General features: G+C 70.1%; 15 protein-coding genes. 10 read left to right on the top strand and 5 right to left on the bottom strand.

Annotation, left to right across the window (positions count from 1 at the left end; all coding sequences use genetic code 11):
* The first annotated feature begins 43 nt into the window (after positions 1-43).
* Positions 44-451 (top strand): DUF4259 domain-containing protein, encoded by a 408-nt coding sequence (locus AB5J62_RS08670; protein ID WP_370947614.1) that lies wholly within the window; start codon positions 44-46, stop codon positions 449-451.
* Here AB5J62_RS08670 and AB5J62_RS08665 read toward each other — a convergent pair.
* From AB5J62_RS08665 to AB5J62_RS08655, 3 genes are read right to left on the bottom strand one after another with little or no spacing between them, the layout of a single operon-like run.
* Entirely contained in the window at positions 448-1677 is a 1230-nt protein-coding gene (locus tag AB5J62_RS08665; protein ID WP_370947613.1) for a kynureninase, read from the bottom strand. The genes AB5J62_RS08670 and AB5J62_RS08665 overlap by 4 nt on opposite strands.
* On the bottom strand, positions 1674-2462 hold the full coding sequence (locus AB5J62_RS08660) for a tryptophan 2,3-dioxygenase (protein WP_370947612.1): 789 nt from the start codon (positions 2460-2462) through the stop codon (positions 1674-1676). Before AB5J62_RS08660 ends, AB5J62_RS08665 begins: the two co-directional genes overlap by 4 nt.
* Positions 2459-3262 carry a PaaX family transcriptional regulator C-terminal domain-containing protein gene (locus tag AB5J62_RS08655; RefSeq protein WP_370947611.1) on the bottom strand — a complete coding sequence of 268 codons (804 nt, stop codon included), beginning with the start codon at positions 3260-3262 and terminating at the stop codon, positions 2459-2461. The genes AB5J62_RS08660 and AB5J62_RS08655 overlap by 4 nt, the downstream gene beginning before the upstream one ends.
* 47 nt (positions 3263-3309) lie before the next feature.
* Between AB5J62_RS08655 and AB5J62_RS08650 the strand changes: the two genes are divergently transcribed.
* The 4 genes from AB5J62_RS08650 to AB5J62_RS08635 are packed head-to-tail and all read left to right on the top strand — an operon-like array spanning position 3310 to position 7080.
* On the top strand, positions 3310-4062 hold the full coding sequence (locus AB5J62_RS08650) for a creatininase family protein (RefSeq protein ID WP_370947610.1): 753 nt from the start codon (positions 3310-3312) through the stop codon (positions 4060-4062).
* Positions 4053-5567, top strand: coding sequence for a benzoate-CoA ligase family protein (locus AB5J62_RS08645; RefSeq protein WP_370947609.1), 1515 nt, complete (start codon positions 4053-4055; stop codon positions 5565-5567). Before AB5J62_RS08650 ends, AB5J62_RS08645 begins: the two co-directional genes overlap by 10 nt.
* Positions 5564-6256, top strand: a complete 693-nt coding sequence (locus tag AB5J62_RS08640; protein WP_370947608.1) for an SDR family NAD(P)-dependent oxidoreductase — start codon at positions 5564-5566, stop codon at positions 6254-6256. Before AB5J62_RS08645 ends, AB5J62_RS08640 begins: the two co-directional genes overlap by 4 nt.
* Entirely contained in the window at positions 6253-7080 is an 828-nt protein-coding gene (locus tag AB5J62_RS08635; RefSeq protein WP_370947607.1) for an enoyl-CoA hydratase family protein, read from the top strand. Before AB5J62_RS08640 ends, AB5J62_RS08635 begins: the two co-directional genes overlap by 4 nt.
* 1 nt (position 7081) lies before the next feature.
* On the opposite strand, the gene AB5J62_RS08630 is transcribed toward AB5J62_RS08635, so the two are convergent.
* Positions 7082-8299: an MFS transporter gene (locus AB5J62_RS08630; RefSeq protein ID WP_370947606.1), complete on the bottom strand. Its 1218-nt coding sequence runs from the start codon at positions 8297-8299 to the stop codon at positions 7082-7084.
* A gap of 276 nt (positions 8300-8575) precedes the next feature.
* On the opposite strand from AB5J62_RS08630, the gene AB5J62_RS08625 reads away from it, so the two are divergent.
* The 5 genes from AB5J62_RS08625 (at position 8576) to AB5J62_RS08605 (ending at position 13034) form a co-directional block, all read left to right on the top strand.
* Positions 8576-9652, top strand: a complete 1077-nt coding sequence (locus AB5J62_RS08625) for a sensor histidine kinase (protein ID WP_370947605.1) — start codon at positions 8576-8578, stop codon at positions 9650-9652.
* Positions 9649-10623: a hypothetical protein gene (locus tag AB5J62_RS08620; protein WP_370947604.1), complete on the top strand. Its 975-nt coding sequence runs from the start codon at positions 9649-9651 to the stop codon at positions 10621-10623. Before AB5J62_RS08625 ends, AB5J62_RS08620 begins: the two co-directional genes overlap by 4 nt.
* A 76-nt stretch (positions 10624-10699) precedes the next feature.
* Complete coding sequence (locus tag AB5J62_RS08615) at positions 10700-11719, top strand: sensor histidine kinase (RefSeq protein ID WP_370947603.1); 1020 nt, start codon at positions 10700-10702, stop codon at positions 11717-11719.
* On the top strand, positions 11716-12432 hold the full coding sequence (locus AB5J62_RS08610) for a hypothetical protein (protein WP_370947602.1): 717 nt from the start codon (positions 11716-11718) through the stop codon (positions 12430-12432). Before AB5J62_RS08615 ends, AB5J62_RS08610 begins: the two co-directional genes overlap by 4 nt.
* Complete coding sequence (locus tag AB5J62_RS08605; RefSeq protein WP_370947601.1) at positions 12429-13034, top strand: DNA-binding response regulator; 606 nt, start codon at positions 12429-12431, stop codon at positions 13032-13034. Before AB5J62_RS08610 ends, AB5J62_RS08605 begins: the two co-directional genes overlap by 4 nt.
* On the opposite strand, the gene AB5J62_RS08600 is transcribed toward AB5J62_RS08605, so the two are convergent.
* Complete coding sequence (locus AB5J62_RS08600) at positions 13031-15166, bottom strand: heavy metal translocating P-type ATPase (protein ID WP_370950215.1); 2136 nt, start codon at positions 15164-15166, stop codon at positions 13031-13033. The two genes, AB5J62_RS08605 and AB5J62_RS08600, sit on opposite strands and share 4 nt — an antisense overlap.
* Positions 15167-15223 lie beyond the last annotated feature (57 nt).

Here is a 15223-nt window from a genome sequence, read left to right as displayed (position 1 = left end):
CTAGCGTTCTCAGTGTCGGAAAACCCGAACTAGGAGGACGAAGATGGGCACCTGGGGAACCGGGCCGTTCGAAAACGACAGCGCCGCCGATTTCAGCAATCACCTCGACGATCTCGATGCCGAGTCCAGGATCACGGCCATCCACGAAACACTGAGCGTGGCCGCCGGCGAAAACGGTTATCTGGAAACGGATTCCGCCGCGTCGGCGGTCGCCGCCGCGGCCGTCGTGGTCGCCCAGCTACCGGGCGGCAGACCGGTCAGCGCGGCGTACGGGCCGGAACTGAGAATCCCGCCGATCCCGCTGGAGCTGCGCGCGCTCGCGATGAAGGCGCTAGACAGGGTCGTCGCCGAGGACTCGGAACTGGCCGATTTGTGGGCGGACACAGCGGACGCCAGGCAATGGCGGGAAAGGATCGCCGAACTCCGGCGTCCGCTGGAGGGTGTGCCTTAGCGCGCGACCTCGCCGAGCACCGCCATGGCGGCTTCGAGCTGCGCGTCCGAAAGATAGGGCGCGGGCCCGAAACGCAGGTACTCACCACGGCTGTCGGTGCGCACGCCGCGCTCCGCCAATGCCGCCTGCAGACCGGAAGCATCCTTGCAGCGTAAGGAAAGGAACCCGCCGATGCTGCCGAGCGGGGTATCCCGGTCGCGGGTGGCCACGTGCTCCGGCAGATCGAGCCGGTCGAACGCGGCGGACAGCAGGCCGACCTGGTGCTGTGACACCTCGCGAAGGAATTCCGGGGTGAGCCCGTGCTCGGCGAAGAAACGGAAGACCCTGGCACCACGGTAGTGGCTGGTCGGGTCGTAGGTGGCACCGGCGAAGCGGTCGGCGCCCTCGGCGTAGGCGACGAGCCCGGGTCGTCGCTCGTCCGCGAGCGCGCCGAATTCGGCGTACCACCCGGTCACGACCGGCCGCAGTTCCTGCGCGTGCGCGGGGAGCCTGAGGAAACAGTTGCCCTCACCCAGCTGGAGGTATTTGTACCCACCACCGAGCACCCACGCGTTGGTGAGCCCGAGATCGTGCAAGGAGAACGGCACCACGCCGAGCGCGTGGTAGGCGTCGACGACGAGCTCGACGGACCGGTTGCGACAGGCTTCGGCCAGGAAACTGAGCCCGGGTACGAGGCGTGAAGTCTCGAACAACACGGCCGAAACGAGCACGGCGCAGGTGCGCTCGTGATCCTTGGCGACCTCGTCGGCGAGCCGTTCGGCGAGGGTCGCCGCCGGAGCCGCGGGGACGCGGACGAGTTCGACGCCCTCCTCGGCCAGCCTGGCCAGCTGGCGGCGGAGGGTGTGGAACTCGCCGTCGGTCGTCACCAGGCGGGGACGGCGGCGAAGGTCCCAAGAGGACAGCAGACGGACCACCAGGTCGTGGGTGCTGGCACCCAACGCGATCTGGGCCCGCGGATCGGAAAGCACCTCGCGGAAGCCGGCGCGGACCTCGTCGGCCTTGACGAAGGCGGCGTCCCACTTGCCGTCCACGCCCTCGGCGGCGTCCGCGAAGGCTTCGGTGAGGCCCTCGGCGGCGACGTCGGGCCAAGCCTGATGGGAGTGACCGGAAAGGAGGAGGCGATCGGCGACCCGGAACCGCGTGTAGTGCGACGCGAGTGCGTTGGGTTCGCGGCGGAGCGCGTCGAGACCGGGCGCAGGCTCGGTGTTCGTGGGCTCAGTGGTCACAGGTGGCTCCGTACGGCCCAGAGGTCGGCGAACATCGGCTTGAACAGGGTGGAGCGCAGGTAGGCGGCGCCCGAGGAGCCGCCGGTGCCGGTCTTGTCGCCGATGGTGCGTTCGACCATCTTGACGTGGCGGTACCGCCATTCCTGCATGCCCTCGTCGAAGTCGACGAGGTGCTCGGCGACGACCGAGGAGCCCTTGTCGTCGCGGTAGACGTCGAGCAGGACCTCCTGCATCGCGGGTGAGGGCTCGGCGGGTTTGGTGACGTCCCGGCCTGCCGGGACCTGGTAGCCCTGAGTCGAAAGGTAGGTGATGAAGGAGTCGTACAGCGAGGGCCGCGACATCGCGGCGGCGATACGGGCGCGGGCCTCACCGCCCTCGGGGTAGTGCGCGAACACGTGCTCGTCCCGGCGCCCGAGCACGGCCTCCAGCTCGCGGAACTGCGCGGACTGGAAGCCGCTGGACGCGTCGAGCCTGGCACGGAAGCTGTTGAACTGGCTGGGTGTCATGGTCTCCAGCACGTCGATCTGCTTGACGACCACCTTGAGGATGGTGAGCACGCGGCGCAGGGTGCGGATGGCGTGCGGGGTCCGCCCGGCCTCCAGGCACTCCTGCAGGTGCAGCACCTCGTGCAGGATCTGCTTGAACCACAGCTCGTAGACCTGGTGGATCACGATGAACAGCAGTTCGTCGTGCTCGTCGGAGCGCGGGTGCTGTGCGGCCAGTAGGTCGTCGAGCGCCAGGTAGGACGTGTAGCTCAGCGCTGCCTGGGTATCTGTGCTGGTCATACTCGGGTCACCTCATCGAAGTGGCGCTGCGCCGCGGGTGCGAGCGCCGCGTACAGATCATGGAACAGAGCCACCGCGGCCGCTCGTTTCCCCGGCACGGGGATGAGCTCGCCCGGTAGTTCCGGGTCGAGTGCGGGGAACTCGCGGAAGGTGTGCACGAGCCTGGTCCGCAGGCGGAACGCGTCGCGGTCCGAGCCGGGTTCGCCCGCCGAGCCGAACTCGGCGACGAACTTGCGGTAGCGGCGGTCGAGTTCGTCGAGGTCCCATGCCCTGGTGACGAAGGCGCGCAGGTCCAGCGCGGCTGACGGCCTGCCGAGCAGCAGGCTCGCGTGCTCGGTGACGTCCAGCTCGGCGAGCAGGGCGAGCACCTCGGCCTCACGGTCGAGCGGGGCGAGCCAGGTGCCGTCCTGGAGTGAGCCGAAGCCGAGGAAGCGCAGGCGGCGGACGAGCCGTTCGCGGGCGCGGCGGCGGGTCTCCGGGATGCTCTGCCAGAGCACCGTCCAGTCGCCTGCCGGGCGTTCGGCGCGGCCGAGGGAGAAGATGCGGCGGTCGCCGTCCTCGAGCACGGCGAGCGTGCGGCGGGTCAGCGAGTAGTGCACGTGCCTGCCCTGCTTGTGCCTGGCGAGCAGGTCGCGGTGGGCGAGGCGGGCGAGCGCGATACGAGCCGCGCCGTCGGAAAAGCCCAGCTCGGCGAGCAGGAGGACGAGTCCGCCCGACCAGACATGGCGAGTTTCGCGGGGCTGGACATGGCTGCCGAGCAGCGTCATCACCAGCTCCTGCGGCGAGAACCCGTCGTCCATGCGGCAACTCTATACACATGACCCCGCTGCCATGTAGGTTAAATCTGGTGACGAACTTCGCGGATCTCACTTCACCCCAGGTGGCGGCGATCCGCGAAGGCGCGCGCGTCCCGGTGCTGCTGCTGCCGGTCGGCGCGATCGAGCCGCATGGCCCGCACGCTCCACTCGGCACGGATCCGCTCATCTCGCACGGCATGTGCGTCAGGGCGGCGGCCAGGCTGGCGGACGATCCGGACGTCCGGGTCCTCGTCCTGCCCGCGCTTGCCTATGGGGTGACCAGGTTCGCCGCGGGGTTCGCGGGTGGTGTGCACGTCGGCGAAGAGACGTTGCACTCGCTGGTCGTCGATGTCTGCGCCGCGCTGATCGAGCAGGGACTGCCGCGTGTGGTCATCGTCAACAACCACTTCGAGCCCGCGCACGTCGCGACGCTGCGCCGCGTCGTCGAGACCGTGGAATCCTTGCACGGCAAGAAAATCGGCTATCTGGACTTGATCAGGCGGCGGAACGCGCAGCGGCTGACCGAAGAGTTCCAGGCCGGTGAATGCCATGCCGGACGGTACGAGACGTCGCTCGTGCTGGCCGACCGTCCCGAACTGGTCGACGCCGAAGCCATGCGCGCGCTCCCCTACCTGCCTGTCGACATGCCGACAGCGATGCGCGAAGGCCGCGACGACTTCCAGGCGATGGGCATGCACCAGGCCTATTGCGGCGCACCGGCCGAAGCGACGCCGGGCGAAGGCGAAGCGACCTTCGAAATCCTCACCGAGATGCTGATCGAGACGATCCGGGAGTGCGTGTGAACCTTGCTTCCTTTTTCGTCGACCGCAACGTTTCCGAGGGCCGTGGCGCCAATCCGGCGTTGATCACCGATGCCGGTGCGACCAGCTATGCCGAGCTCGCGACACTGACCAACCGCATCGGAAACGTGCTCGCCGAGCTGGGTGTCCGAAGTGGACAGATGGTGCTGCTGGCGCTCAGCGACGGCGTCGAGTTCGTCGCGACCTGGTATGCCGCGCAGAAGATCGGCGCGGTGACCGCGGAGGTCTATCCGTTCCTGCAGCCCAAGGACTACACCTACTACCTGGGCTACACCGAGGCAAAGCTCGTCGTCGCGGACGCTGTCACGTTGCCCGCGCTGCGTGAGGCGGGCGCGACGGACCTGCTCGTGCGCGGTGTCCCCGAAGAAGAACTGCGCGCGGGTGAGCGTTCCTTCGAGACGCTCGTGGCGCAGGCCTCGCCTGAGCTGGAGGCCGTACCGCGCGGGCCCGACGACATCGTGATCTGGAAGTTCACCACCGGCAGCACCGGCTCACCCAAGGCGTGCACCCACCCGATCAGCAGCCCGCTGAAGAGCTTCGAGCTTTACGCGAAGGGCGTGCTCGGCGTGCGCGAGGACGATCGGGTGCTCGCCGTGCCGAAGCTGTTCTTCGGGTATGCCCGCGATCTCGTCGCGTTGTTCCCGTTCGGGGCCGGCGCGGCCGGGATCCCGTTCCCCGAACGCAGCACGGCGGATCTGATGTTCGAGCTGATCGCGCGGCACCGGCCGACCGTGCTCGTCAACGTGCCGACCATGATGAGCGCGATGGTCGCGCATCCGGACGCGGCGAAGCAGGATCTGAGCTCGGTCCGGCTCTGCACCTCGGCGGGCGAGGCGCTGCCGTCCGAGCTGCATCGCAAGTGGGACAACACTTTCGGCGTCGAAGTCGTCGACGGGATCGGCTCGTCCGAGGCGTATCACATCTACCTGTCGAACCGGCCTGGCCAGACGCGGCGCGGCAGTCTCGGCCAAGCCGTGCCCGGCTACCAGGTCAGGGTCATCGACGAACTCGACCAGGAGTTGCCCGACGGTGAGATCGGCGCGCTCGAGGTCACCGGCCCGACCATCGCCCGCGAGTACCGGGGTGACGCCGAAAAGTCCCGGCGCACCTTCCACGGCGACACCTTGCGCAGCGGTGACCTCTTCAGCCGGGACGAGGCAGGCTTCTTCACGCACCATGGCCGGGCCGACGATCTGCTCAAGGTCGGCGGGGTGTTCGTGGCGCCAGGCGAGATCGAGGACTGCCTGCTCGGCCGTCCCGATGTCGTCGACTGCGCGGTCGTCGGCCACGAGAAGGACGGCCTGGTGCTTTCGCGCGCCTACGTCGTCGTCGGCGAGGGCGCCACGGTGACCGAGACCGAGCTGCAGGACTACGCGCGAGAACACCTCGCGGCCCACAAATATCCGCGAGAGGTGTGCTTCGTGCCCGAACTCCCCCGTACCGCCAACGGCAAGCTCGACCGCCGCGCGCTCCGGACCAGGCCATGACCAGGCTCGTCGTCGTCACCGGCGGCACCAGGGGCATCGGCGCCGCGATCGCGGACCGGTTCCGCGCCGCGGGCGACGAGGTCGTCGCGCCGGGGCGGAAAGACTGCGACGTCACGAACGAGACCGCCGTCCGCGAGTTCTTCGACGGGCTCGGGCCGGTCGATGTGCTGGTGAACAACGCGGGTATCTCCGCGAGCGCCCCGCTCGCCAAGACGAAGCTCGCCGACTGGCATGCCCAGATCGACGTCAACGCCACCGGCGCGTTCCTCTGCACCCGCGCGGTGCTGGCGGGCATGCGCGAACGAAACCGGGGCAGGATCGTCACCGTGGCGTCGACGGCCTCGCACGCCGGCTACCGCTACACGGCCGGGTACACCGCCTCGAAACACGCCGCCGTCGGGCTGATGCGCGCGGTCGCGGCCGAGGTCGCGGGCACCGGGGTCACGGCCAACGCGGTCTGCCCGGCGTTCGTGCGCACGGACATGACCGCGACCTCGATCTCGCGGATCACCGAAACCACCGGCCGCGCCGAGGCCGACGCGGAGGCCGCGCTGGCCGCCGCGTCCCCGCTCGGCCGGTTGCTCGAACCAGCCGAAGTCGCCTTCGCGGTGGCGTTCCTGGCCGCCGAAGAAGCGGCGGCCATCAACGGACAGACCCTTGTCCTCGACGGAGGAGGAATCCAGAAGTGAGCCCGTTCCGCGCGTCCGCGAAGATCACCGAGAACTGGGCGCATTTCGATTTCGATGTCGCCGACGGCGTCGCCACCCTCACGCTCAACCGGCCGGAGAAGCTCAACGCCCTGACCTTCGACGTCTACGCCGACCTGCGTGACCTGCTGGCCGAGCTGCCGCACCGCGACGACGTGCGCGTGCTGGTCCTCACCGGCGAAGGCCGCGGCTTCTGTTCCGGCGGCGACGTCGAAGAGATCATCGGCGAGCTGCAGAAGATGGAGACGGCCGAGCTGCTGGAGTTCACGCGGATGACCGGCGCGGTCGTCAAGGCGCTGCGGGAGTGCCCGCTGCCGGTGATCGCGGCCGTCAACGGTGTCGCCGCCGGCGCGGGCTCGGTGATCGCGCTGGCCAGCGATTTCCGGCTGCTCGCCCGCTCGGCGAAGTTCGCGTTCCTGTTCACGAAGGTCGGTCTCGCCGGTGCCGACATGGGCTCGGCCTACTTGCTGCCACGCCTGGTCGGCCTCGGCAGGGCGACCGAACTGCTGATGCTCGGCGACAAACTGCCCGCCGAGCGCGCGGAGGCGATCGGCCTGGCGAGCCAGGTCGTCGACGACGAAGAACTTCCCGCCGCCGCGGCCGCGCTCGCCCGGCGCCTCGCCGACGGCCCCGCGCTCGCCTACTCGACCACCAAGGTCCTGCTCACCCGCGAGCTGGACATGGACCTCGGCAGCTCCATCGAGCTCGAAGCCATCACCCAGGCACTGCTGATGACCGCCAAGGACCACAAGGAGTTCTACGCCGCGTGGTCGGCGGGCCGCAGTCCACAGTGGACGGGACGCTGACTCAGGCCACGCCGCGGATCGGGCGGACCAGCACCGCCCCGATCAGCGCGACCGCGCCCGCGATCAGGTACAGGACCGTGTAGCTGCCGGAGAAGGCGATCACCCCGCCCGCGATCAGCGGGGCGAACGCCTGCGGCGCGGTGTTGGCGATGTTGATGACACCCAGGTCCTTCGCGCGGTCGCGGGCGCCGGGCAGCACCTGGGTGATGAGCGCGTTGTCGATGGCGACGTACACGCCATAACCCAGGCCCAGCACGAAAGCCGCGGCCATCGCCGCCGGGAACGTGTGCCACACGGCGAGAATCAGCATCGCGGCCGCGATCACCACCGACGAGACCACGACGAAGATCTTGCGTTTGCCGCTGCGATCGGACAGTTTGCCCGCGACCACGCTGGTCAGCAGGATGCCGCCGGTGTAGAGCAGCGTCAGCAGGAACACGCCGCCACCAGGGTCGGCGAGACGCACGACGTCACGCAGGAAATAGAGCAGGTACAGGGTCGCGATCGAGTTCGCGAGCTGGATCGCGAGGCGGGAGATCGCCGCCCACGCGAAGTCGGGGTGGCGGCGCGGGCTGATCCAGAACGAGCGGAAGGTGAACACCGGGCGCTCCGCCGGAATCAGCCGATCATCCGCTGTGCCGAGCAGGAAGGGCGCGGTGAGCAGCACGAGTGCCAGCGCGACCACGAGGTAGCCGCCGGTCAGGTCCGTGACGACCGCGGTCACCAGGAAGACGCCGAACACCAGGCCGAGCGGCGCAGGCAGGCCGACGAAGGCCGAGACGATCCCGCGCTGGCGGACCGGCACCTGATCGGGCACGGTCGCGCTCATGCCCGCGAACAGCGCGTTCTGCCCGGCCTGCGCGAGCGACCAGCACACCGCCACCATCGCGACGCCGCCCGCGAACGGCAGCGCGACCAACGACAGTGCGCACAACACGACGCCGCCCGCGATCCAGGGCCTGCGGCGGCCCCACCGCGAGAGCGTCCGGTCGGACAGCGCGCCCGCGACCGGGGCGACGATGATCGACACGATGGCGGCGCACGCGGTCACGATGGCTAGCCGTGTTTCCTTGCCCGCCGGATCGATGCGCTCGATCTGCGTGGGCAGCAGCACCTGGATCGGCGTGAGCACCGCGACCCAGAACCCCAGATTGGCCAGTGAGAGCCGGGCGATCCACCCGCGGGTGACCGAAACCGAGGGTTCCGCGAGTGTCGACATGGTCACGGAGGGTACCGGACACCGCCGGGGTCCTTGGCGGGCCGGACTCACCCCCAGTAAGTCCGAACGCCAAGGACCCCGTCACGGTCAGGCTGAGCCGATCGAACTCCGACGCATGGTTCCTCCGAAATCTCGTGTAGCCCCCATGACCACGGGTTCATTATTCGAAATTCACGCGTCGGTGTACCAGTGTGCGACAACATCGACTGAGATTGACAAACGTCACCTGGGAACGCGCTAGTCTCGGACATCACTCGTGACGGGCCTGGGGGTCGGATGCGGCAGGTGCTGCGTGTTCCCGAGCTGCCCGTCGAACGGCTGGTCAGGTCCGCGCCGCCGCTCGCCTTCCTCACCTTCCTGGCCGTCGGGGTGCTGGGCACGCCCGGCACGGGCGCGGCGCTCACTCTGCTCGCCGCCGGGCTGGCCGCCCTTCCGCTGCACCTGCGGCACGTGAGCGGCGGCGCGCCGCAGCACGCGTACTGGTCGCTCGCCGCGCAGACCGCACTGACCTTCCTGCCACCCGTGCTGGGCGCGCATTCGGCTCAGCTGGCCGGATTCCTGGCCGCGGCGTTTCTGCTGATGCTCAACGAGCCTTGGGGCGTACTGGGTTTCAGCGCCGCGATCGCCGCGCAGGCCGCGCTGATCCACTGGATCACCGGCGAGCCGGTTCCCGTGTTGCTGGAGACGATCGCGGTTGGCGCCGGGTCTTACGCCATCGCGCGCACGCCCGCGATCTTCGCGATGTCGCGGGCCGCCCGAGCCGAGCTGGCCAGGCTCGAAGTGACCGGCGAACGCCTGCGTATCAGCCGCGACGTCCATGACCTGCTCGGCCGCGGCCTCACCACCGTCGCGCTGAAAGGCGACTTCGCCGCGCTGCTGCTCGACAAGGGCGACCAGCGCGCGGCGGCCGAAGTCGCTGAACTCGCCGAGGCCGCCAGGAGCGCCGAGGAGGACGCGCACCGCGTCGCCAAGGGGACCCAGCCGCGGTCGCTGAGCGCCGAGGTCGAGTCCGGGCGGTCGCTGCTGGTCGCCGCCGGACGTGACTGCCGGACTGACATCGACCTGCCGGAAGACCTCGATCCCGGCATCGAGAACGTGCTCGCCTGGGCCGTGCGCGAGGGCGTCACCAACATCCTGCGCCACGGCGCCGAGAGCCGGTGCACGCTCGCCCTCACCCACGACGAGAACTGGCATCGGCTGGAGATGACCAACCACACGGGTCCGGCCACCCGTGACGGTGCGGGCTCCGGGCTCGTCGGGCTGGCCGAGCGCACGAGAGCCGTGCACGGCACCTGCGAGGTCCACCTGGCCGACGACGGCCTCTTCACGCTCATCGTCCGGCTGCCGTCATGACCGTCGCCCAGCGGTTCCAGCTCGCGCTGCTCGTGGTCGTCGCCGCGACCGTGGCCCGCCCCGCGCTGGAAACGATCAGCATCGCCTCGCACTGGATCATCACGGCGCTGGTCATCCTCGCGGCCGAGGCCGGGCTCGCGCTGAACCTGCTCCGGATCGTCCGCAATGGACAGACACCGTCGCTGGGCACGCCAGCCGCGCTGGCCGTGCTGAGCGCGGCGGAGTTGCTGGTACCCGGCTGGAACGCGGTCAGCGGTCCGGGTTTCCTCGCCTGCGCGGTGCTGCTGACCGTGGGTCCACAGGGTCCACAGTGGGCAAGGGCCGCGTTCGCCGCGGTCGTGGCGCTGGCCGTGCCGTTCGGCGAGATCTGGTGGGACGGCCCGGCCACCACCTTCGTGACCGGCGGCTTCCTTTACCTGTGCGCGCAGGCGCTGCGGGTCGCGCGCGAGCTCGACGAGTCACGCACCGAGCTGATCGCGTTCGCGGTCGACAGCGAGCGCAGCAGGCTCACGACCGACGTCGAAAGCGCGCTCAGCGGGCATCTGGCGGCGATCACCGCGGGCACCGAGCAGGCGCGGATACTCGCCGCGCACGACCCGTCCGCCGCCGCGCGCGAGATCAAGAAGGTCGTGACGATCGCCCGCAAGACCGGCGCCGAGGTGCGCCGGATCGCGCGCGGCTACCGCGAGACCTCGTTCGCGGGCGAGGTGGCGGCGGCAGCGGACCTCTTCGCGGCCGCGGGCATCGACTGCCGGACCGAGGTCGCCGCCGTGCCGAACCAGCTGCGCAAGGAGCTGACGACCGAGCTGCACACCTGGGTCAACGAAGTTCTCTCCGGACGGACCGGCGGCGCCTGCGCGATCGAGCTGACGTCCACCGAACAGGTGGTCCGGCTCACCATGGCGCAGGGCACGCACCTGCGCCAGCTGCATTTCCCGGTGGGAGATCGGGGGTTCACGCATTCTGGTTGACATTCGACACTACCGCCGCACCGAACCCGCCGTGGACGATCTGGGTACAGACGCCGTCGGGAAAGAAAGTAAGCGAATGCGGGAGATCACGGCCGATCGGCTCGCCCGATTCGGTCCCGTGGCGCTGCTCGCCAATTTCGCTTTCGTCGCCGCGGTCAATTCGGCGAGCGCGCGGCAAATGTGGCTCGGCCTCGCGCTGACCGCCTTGTTCAGCGTGCTGCATCTGCGGCACGTGACCGGTGAACGCCGCTTCCTGCCGCTCACGCTTCTCGCGCAGGCGCTGCTCGGCGCGGCGACCTTCGTGCCTGCCGGGCCGTGGCCGAGCCTGCTGGGCTTCTTCACCGGCGCGCTGCTCGTGTCCGTGCGCCAGCCTTGGGGTGGCGTGGTGTTCGGCGTGGCCATCGGCGCGCTGGCCGTGGTCGACCGGCTCGCGCCGTGGGGCCCGTTCGCGGTGCCCGGCCTGCTCTCGCTCAGTCTCGCCACATACCTCTTCGCCAAGCTGCCGATCCTCATCCGCGACGTCCGCGCGGTGCGTGCCGAGCTCGCCGAGCTGACCAGCACCGGTGAGCGGCTCGCCGCCGCCAGGCAGGCGCACGACGTGCTCGCCGACGGCCTCGGCGCGATCGCGGCCAAGGGCCGGATGGCCGCCTCGGTCGCCGCGACCGACCCGGCGCTGGCGACCAGGCTGCTGGCCGAGCTGACCACGATGGCCCGGCTCTCCCGCGCCGACCTCGACGAGCTCTCCACCGCGGGCCGCCCGCTGTCGCTGACCGCCGAGACGGCCGAAGCGGGCAGGCGGCTGGCGCTCGCCGGCGGCCGGTGCCGCGCCGACATCCGGGTCGGCGCCGACCTCGATCCCGTCGTCGACAACGTGCTGGCCTGGGCGGTCCGTGAAGGCCTCGCCGACAGCACGCCGCGCGAGTGCACGATCACGGTCACCGGCGAGCGCAGCGCGTACCGGCTGGAGCTGGTCAACGACGGCGGCGCGCCGGGCAGCCTGGACGCGCTGGTCGAACGGGTCGCGATGGTCGGCGGACGCAGCAAGGTCACCACAGGCGCCGGATTCCGCCTCGTGGTGGAGGTGCCGTCACGATGAACCGCCTCGGCTTGACTCTCCGCCTGCGTGTGCTGGAAGCGGCCGCCTTCGCGCTGCTGCTGTCCATCCAGCTGCCGTTCGTGCTCAAGAACTTCCAGCTGCTGCCGCCGGTGCAGGCCACGGTCGGCCTGGTACTGCTGTCGACGCAGGTCGCGCTCGAACTGGCGATGTTCCGGATGACCTACGACCGCGACCGCTCCCCCGTCTGGATGCTCGTCGCGATGGGCGTGCTGACGGTGCTGCAGCTGCCCGCGATCGGCCTCGGCGCCCGCGTCGGCCCGATCCTGTTCGCGTCGGCGCTGCTGTTCACCTTGCGCCCGCCGTGGTCGCTGATCACGTTCGGCGCCGTGGTGGTGGCGAGCATCCCCTATGACAAGCCGCTGGCCTCCTGGAAGGATCCGGCGCTCGTGCTGATCCTCGGCGGTCAGCTGTACGTGTTCGCCAGGGTCATCGCCTACACCAAGCATCTGCGCGACGCCGTGCCCGAGCTGGCCGAGTCGCTGCGCGTGCGGACCAGGAACCAGGTGCTGCGGCAGGTCGAAGGCACGCTGGGCCTCGACATGGCCAAGATCGCCGAACTCGGCGAGCGGGCCGGTGCCGAGCTGGACCGCGATCCCGCCGCGGCCGCGCTGGAGATCACGAAACTCGTCGAACTCGCCGAGGCGTCGGCGGCGCACCTGCGCGACATCACCGGTGTGAAGGAGAACAAGTGATCAAGGTACTGCTCGCCGAGGACATGAACCTCGTGCGCGGCGCACTCGTGGCGATGCTCTCGCTGGAGGACGACATCGAGGTGATCGCCGAGGTCTCCCGCGGCGACGAGATCCTCGCCGCGGCACAGCGGTCCACCCCCGACGTCGCGGTGCTCGACATCGAACTCCCCGGCCTCGACGGCCTCAGCGCCGCCGAGCAGCTCACCGGCACGCTCCCCGGCTGCCGGGTGATCATGTTGACCGCGCTGGGAAATCCCGGCAATCTCCGGCGCGCGCTGGAGGCCTCCGTGCGCGGCTTCCTGATCAAGGACGCGCCCGTCGGCGAACTCGCCGTCGCCATCCGCAAGGTCTACGGCGGCGGCTGGGCGATCACGCCCGAGCTGGTCGCGGCGGCACTGGAACGCGGCGAGAACCCGTTGACCGAGCGCGAAATCAGCGTGCTGCGCGAGGTCGCCACCGGGTCGTCGCTCGAAGAGGTCGCGGCGAAACTCATCCTGTCCCACGGCACCGTGCGCAACTACCTGTCCAACGGCATCGGCAAACTCGGCGCGCGCAACCGCATCGACGCGATCCGCATCGCCCGCGACGCGGGCTGGCTCTAGCGAAAACGCCTCAGCCGCAAGGAGTTCGTCACCACGAACACCGAGGACAACGCCATCGCGGCGCCGGCGATCATCGGGTTCAGCAAGCCCAGCGCGGCCAGCGGGAGCGCGGCGACGTTGTAGCCGAACGCCCAGCCGAGGTTGGCCCTGATCGTGCGGAAAGTGGCGCGGGACAAGCGGATCGCGTCCGCGACGGCGTTCAGGTCGCTGCGGACGACCGTCAGGTCACCGGCGTGGATGGCGACGTCCGTGCCGGTGCCCATGGCGATGCCGAGGTCGGCGGTGGCCAGCGCGGGCGCGTCGTTGACGCCGTCGCCGACCATCGCGACGACGTGGCCTTCGGACCGCAGTCGCTGGATCACGTCGACCTTGCCCTGCGGGAAGACGCCCGCGATGACCTCGTCGATGCCGACCTCGGCGGCGACGGCCTTGGCGACCGTCTCGTTGTCGCCGGTCAGCAGCACCGGGTGCAGGCCGAGCGCGTGGAATTCGCGGACCGCCTCGGCGGCCGACGGCTTGACCGTGTCGCCGACCGCGAGCACGCCGTACGCGCGGCCGTTCCAGCCCGCCAGCACGGCCGTGTGACCGTCCTGCTCGGCGCGAGCACGCAGGCTCGCCAGGCCGGGGGCGATCTCGTCGAACAGCTGCGGGCGGCCGACGACGACCTCGAGCCCGTCGACGACGCCGCGTGCGCCGAGTCCTTCGAGCGCGGTGAAGTCCGACGGCTCGTCCAGCGTGCCGAACTTCTCGCGCGCGCCGGCCGCGATCGCTTGGGCGACAGGGTGTTCCGACGCATGCTCGACCGTGCCTGCCAGGCGGAGCACCTCGGCCGGGTCGGTGCCGTCGGCGGTGTGGACGTCGCGCAGTGTCATCTTGCCGGTGGTCACCGTGCCGGTCTTGTCGAGCACGACCGTGTCGATGCGGCGGGTCGATTCGAGTACCTGCGGGCCCTTGATGAGGATGCCGAGTTGCGCGCCGCGGCCGGTGCCGACCAGCAGCGCGGTCGGTGTGGCCAGGCCGAGCGCGCACGGGCAGGCGATGATCAGCACGGCGACGGCCGCGACGAACGCGGGCTCGATGCCGTCGCCGAACGCCAGCCAGCCGCCGAGCGTTAGTAGTGACAGCCCGAGCACGACCGGCACGAACACCGCCGAAACCCGGTCCGCCAAACGCTGGACCTGAGCTTTCCCGGTCTGTGCCTGCTCGACCAGCTTGGCCATCCGCGCGAGCTGGGTGTCCGCGCCGACCTTCGTCGCGCGGACGACGAGCCTGCCGCCGAGGTTGACCGTGCCGCCGATGACCGGGTCGTCCTCGCCGACTTCGACCGGCGCCGACTCACCGGTGACCATGCTCGTGTCGACGCTGGACACCCCGCGCACGATCACGCCGTCGGTGGCGACCTTCTCGCCGGGCCGCACGACGAACTCGGCGCCGACGGCCAGCTCGGCGATCGGCACGCGGTGCTCTTCGCCGTCACGCAGCACCGCGACATCCTTGGCGCCCAAGGAAAGCAGCGCGCGCAACGCCGAACCGGCGCGGCGCTTGGCCCGTGCCTCGAAGTAGCGCCCGGCGAGCAGGAACGTGGTGACACCGGCGGCGACCTCGAGGTAGATCGCGCTGCCGCCGCCCGCGGACAGCGAGAAGCCGTGCGTCATGCCGATCGTGCCCGCGTCGCCGAAGAACAGCGCGTAGAGCGTCCAGCCGTACGCGGCGAGCGTGCCCATCGAAACCAGAGTGTCCATTGTGGACGTTGCGTGCAGCGCGTTCTTGACCGCGGCCTTGTGGAACGGCCACGCGCCCCACAGCACCACCGGCGTGGCGAGCAGCAGCGACGCCCACTGCCAGTACGGGAACTGCAGCGCGGGCACCATGGCGAGCACCAGCACCGGCCAGGCGAGCTGCGCCGACACCAGCAGGCGGGTACCGAGCACGTGCTCGGAGATCTCGTCGTCGGGCTGTTCGAGCGCGGCGGTGTAGCCCGCCTTCTCGACGGTGCCGATCAGCAGCGCCGGATCGGTGCCGCGCGGGACCGAGGCGATGGCCTTCTCGGTCGCGTAGTTGACCGTCGCGGACACGCCTTCGAGCTTGTTGAGCTTCCGCTCGACCCTGGCCGCGCACGACGCGCAGGTCATCCCGCCGACGACCAGCTCGATCTGTTCACTCGCCACACCACCGATGATACCCCTAGG

The organism is Amycolatopsis sp. cg5, from assembly GCF_041346955.1.
Classification (GTDB): Bacteria; Actinomycetota; Actinomycetes; order Mycobacteriales; family Pseudonocardiaceae; genus Amycolatopsis.
Note: the sequence above shows the minus strand (reverse complement) of the source record. Positions and strands in the feature narration are given on the sequence as shown.

Coding starts and splice junctions, on each gene's coding strand:
- AB5J62_RS08670 (WP_370947614.1), top strand. CDS start 44: ATGGGCACCTGGGGAACCGGGCCGTTCGAAAACGACAGCGCCGCCGAT.
- AB5J62_RS08620 (WP_370947604.1), top strand. CDS start 9,649: ATGACCGTCGCCCAGCGGTTCCAGCTCGCGCTGCTCGTGGTCGTCGCC.
- AB5J62_RS08615 (WP_370947603.1), top strand. CDS start 10,700: ATGCGGGAGATCACGGCCGATCGGCTCGCCCGATTCGGTCCCGTGGCG.
- AB5J62_RS08655 (WP_370947611.1), bottom strand. CDS start 3,262: ATGGACGACGGGTTCTCGCCGCAGGAGCTGGTGATGACGCTGCTCGGC.
- AB5J62_RS08660 (WP_370947612.1), bottom strand. CDS start 2,462: ATGACCAGCACAGATACCCAGGCAGCGCTGAGCTACACGTCCTACCTG.
- AB5J62_RS08600 (WP_370950215.1), bottom strand. CDS start 15,166: ATGACCTGCGCGTCGTGCGCGGCCAGGGTCGAGCGGAAGCTCAACAAG.
- AB5J62_RS08610 (WP_370947602.1), top strand. CDS start 11,716: ATGAACCGCCTCGGCTTGACTCTCCGCCTGCGTGTGCTGGAAGCGGCC.
- AB5J62_RS08630 (WP_370947606.1), bottom strand. CDS start 8,299: ATGTCGACACTCGCGGAACCCTCGGTTTCGGTCACCCGCGGGTGGATC.
- AB5J62_RS08640 (WP_370947608.1), top strand. CDS start 5,564: ATGACCAGGCTCGTCGTCGTCACCGGCGGCACCAGGGGCATCGGCGCC.
- AB5J62_RS08625 (WP_370947605.1), top strand. CDS start 8,576: ATGCGGCAGGTGCTGCGTGTTCCCGAGCTGCCCGTCGAACGGCTGGTC.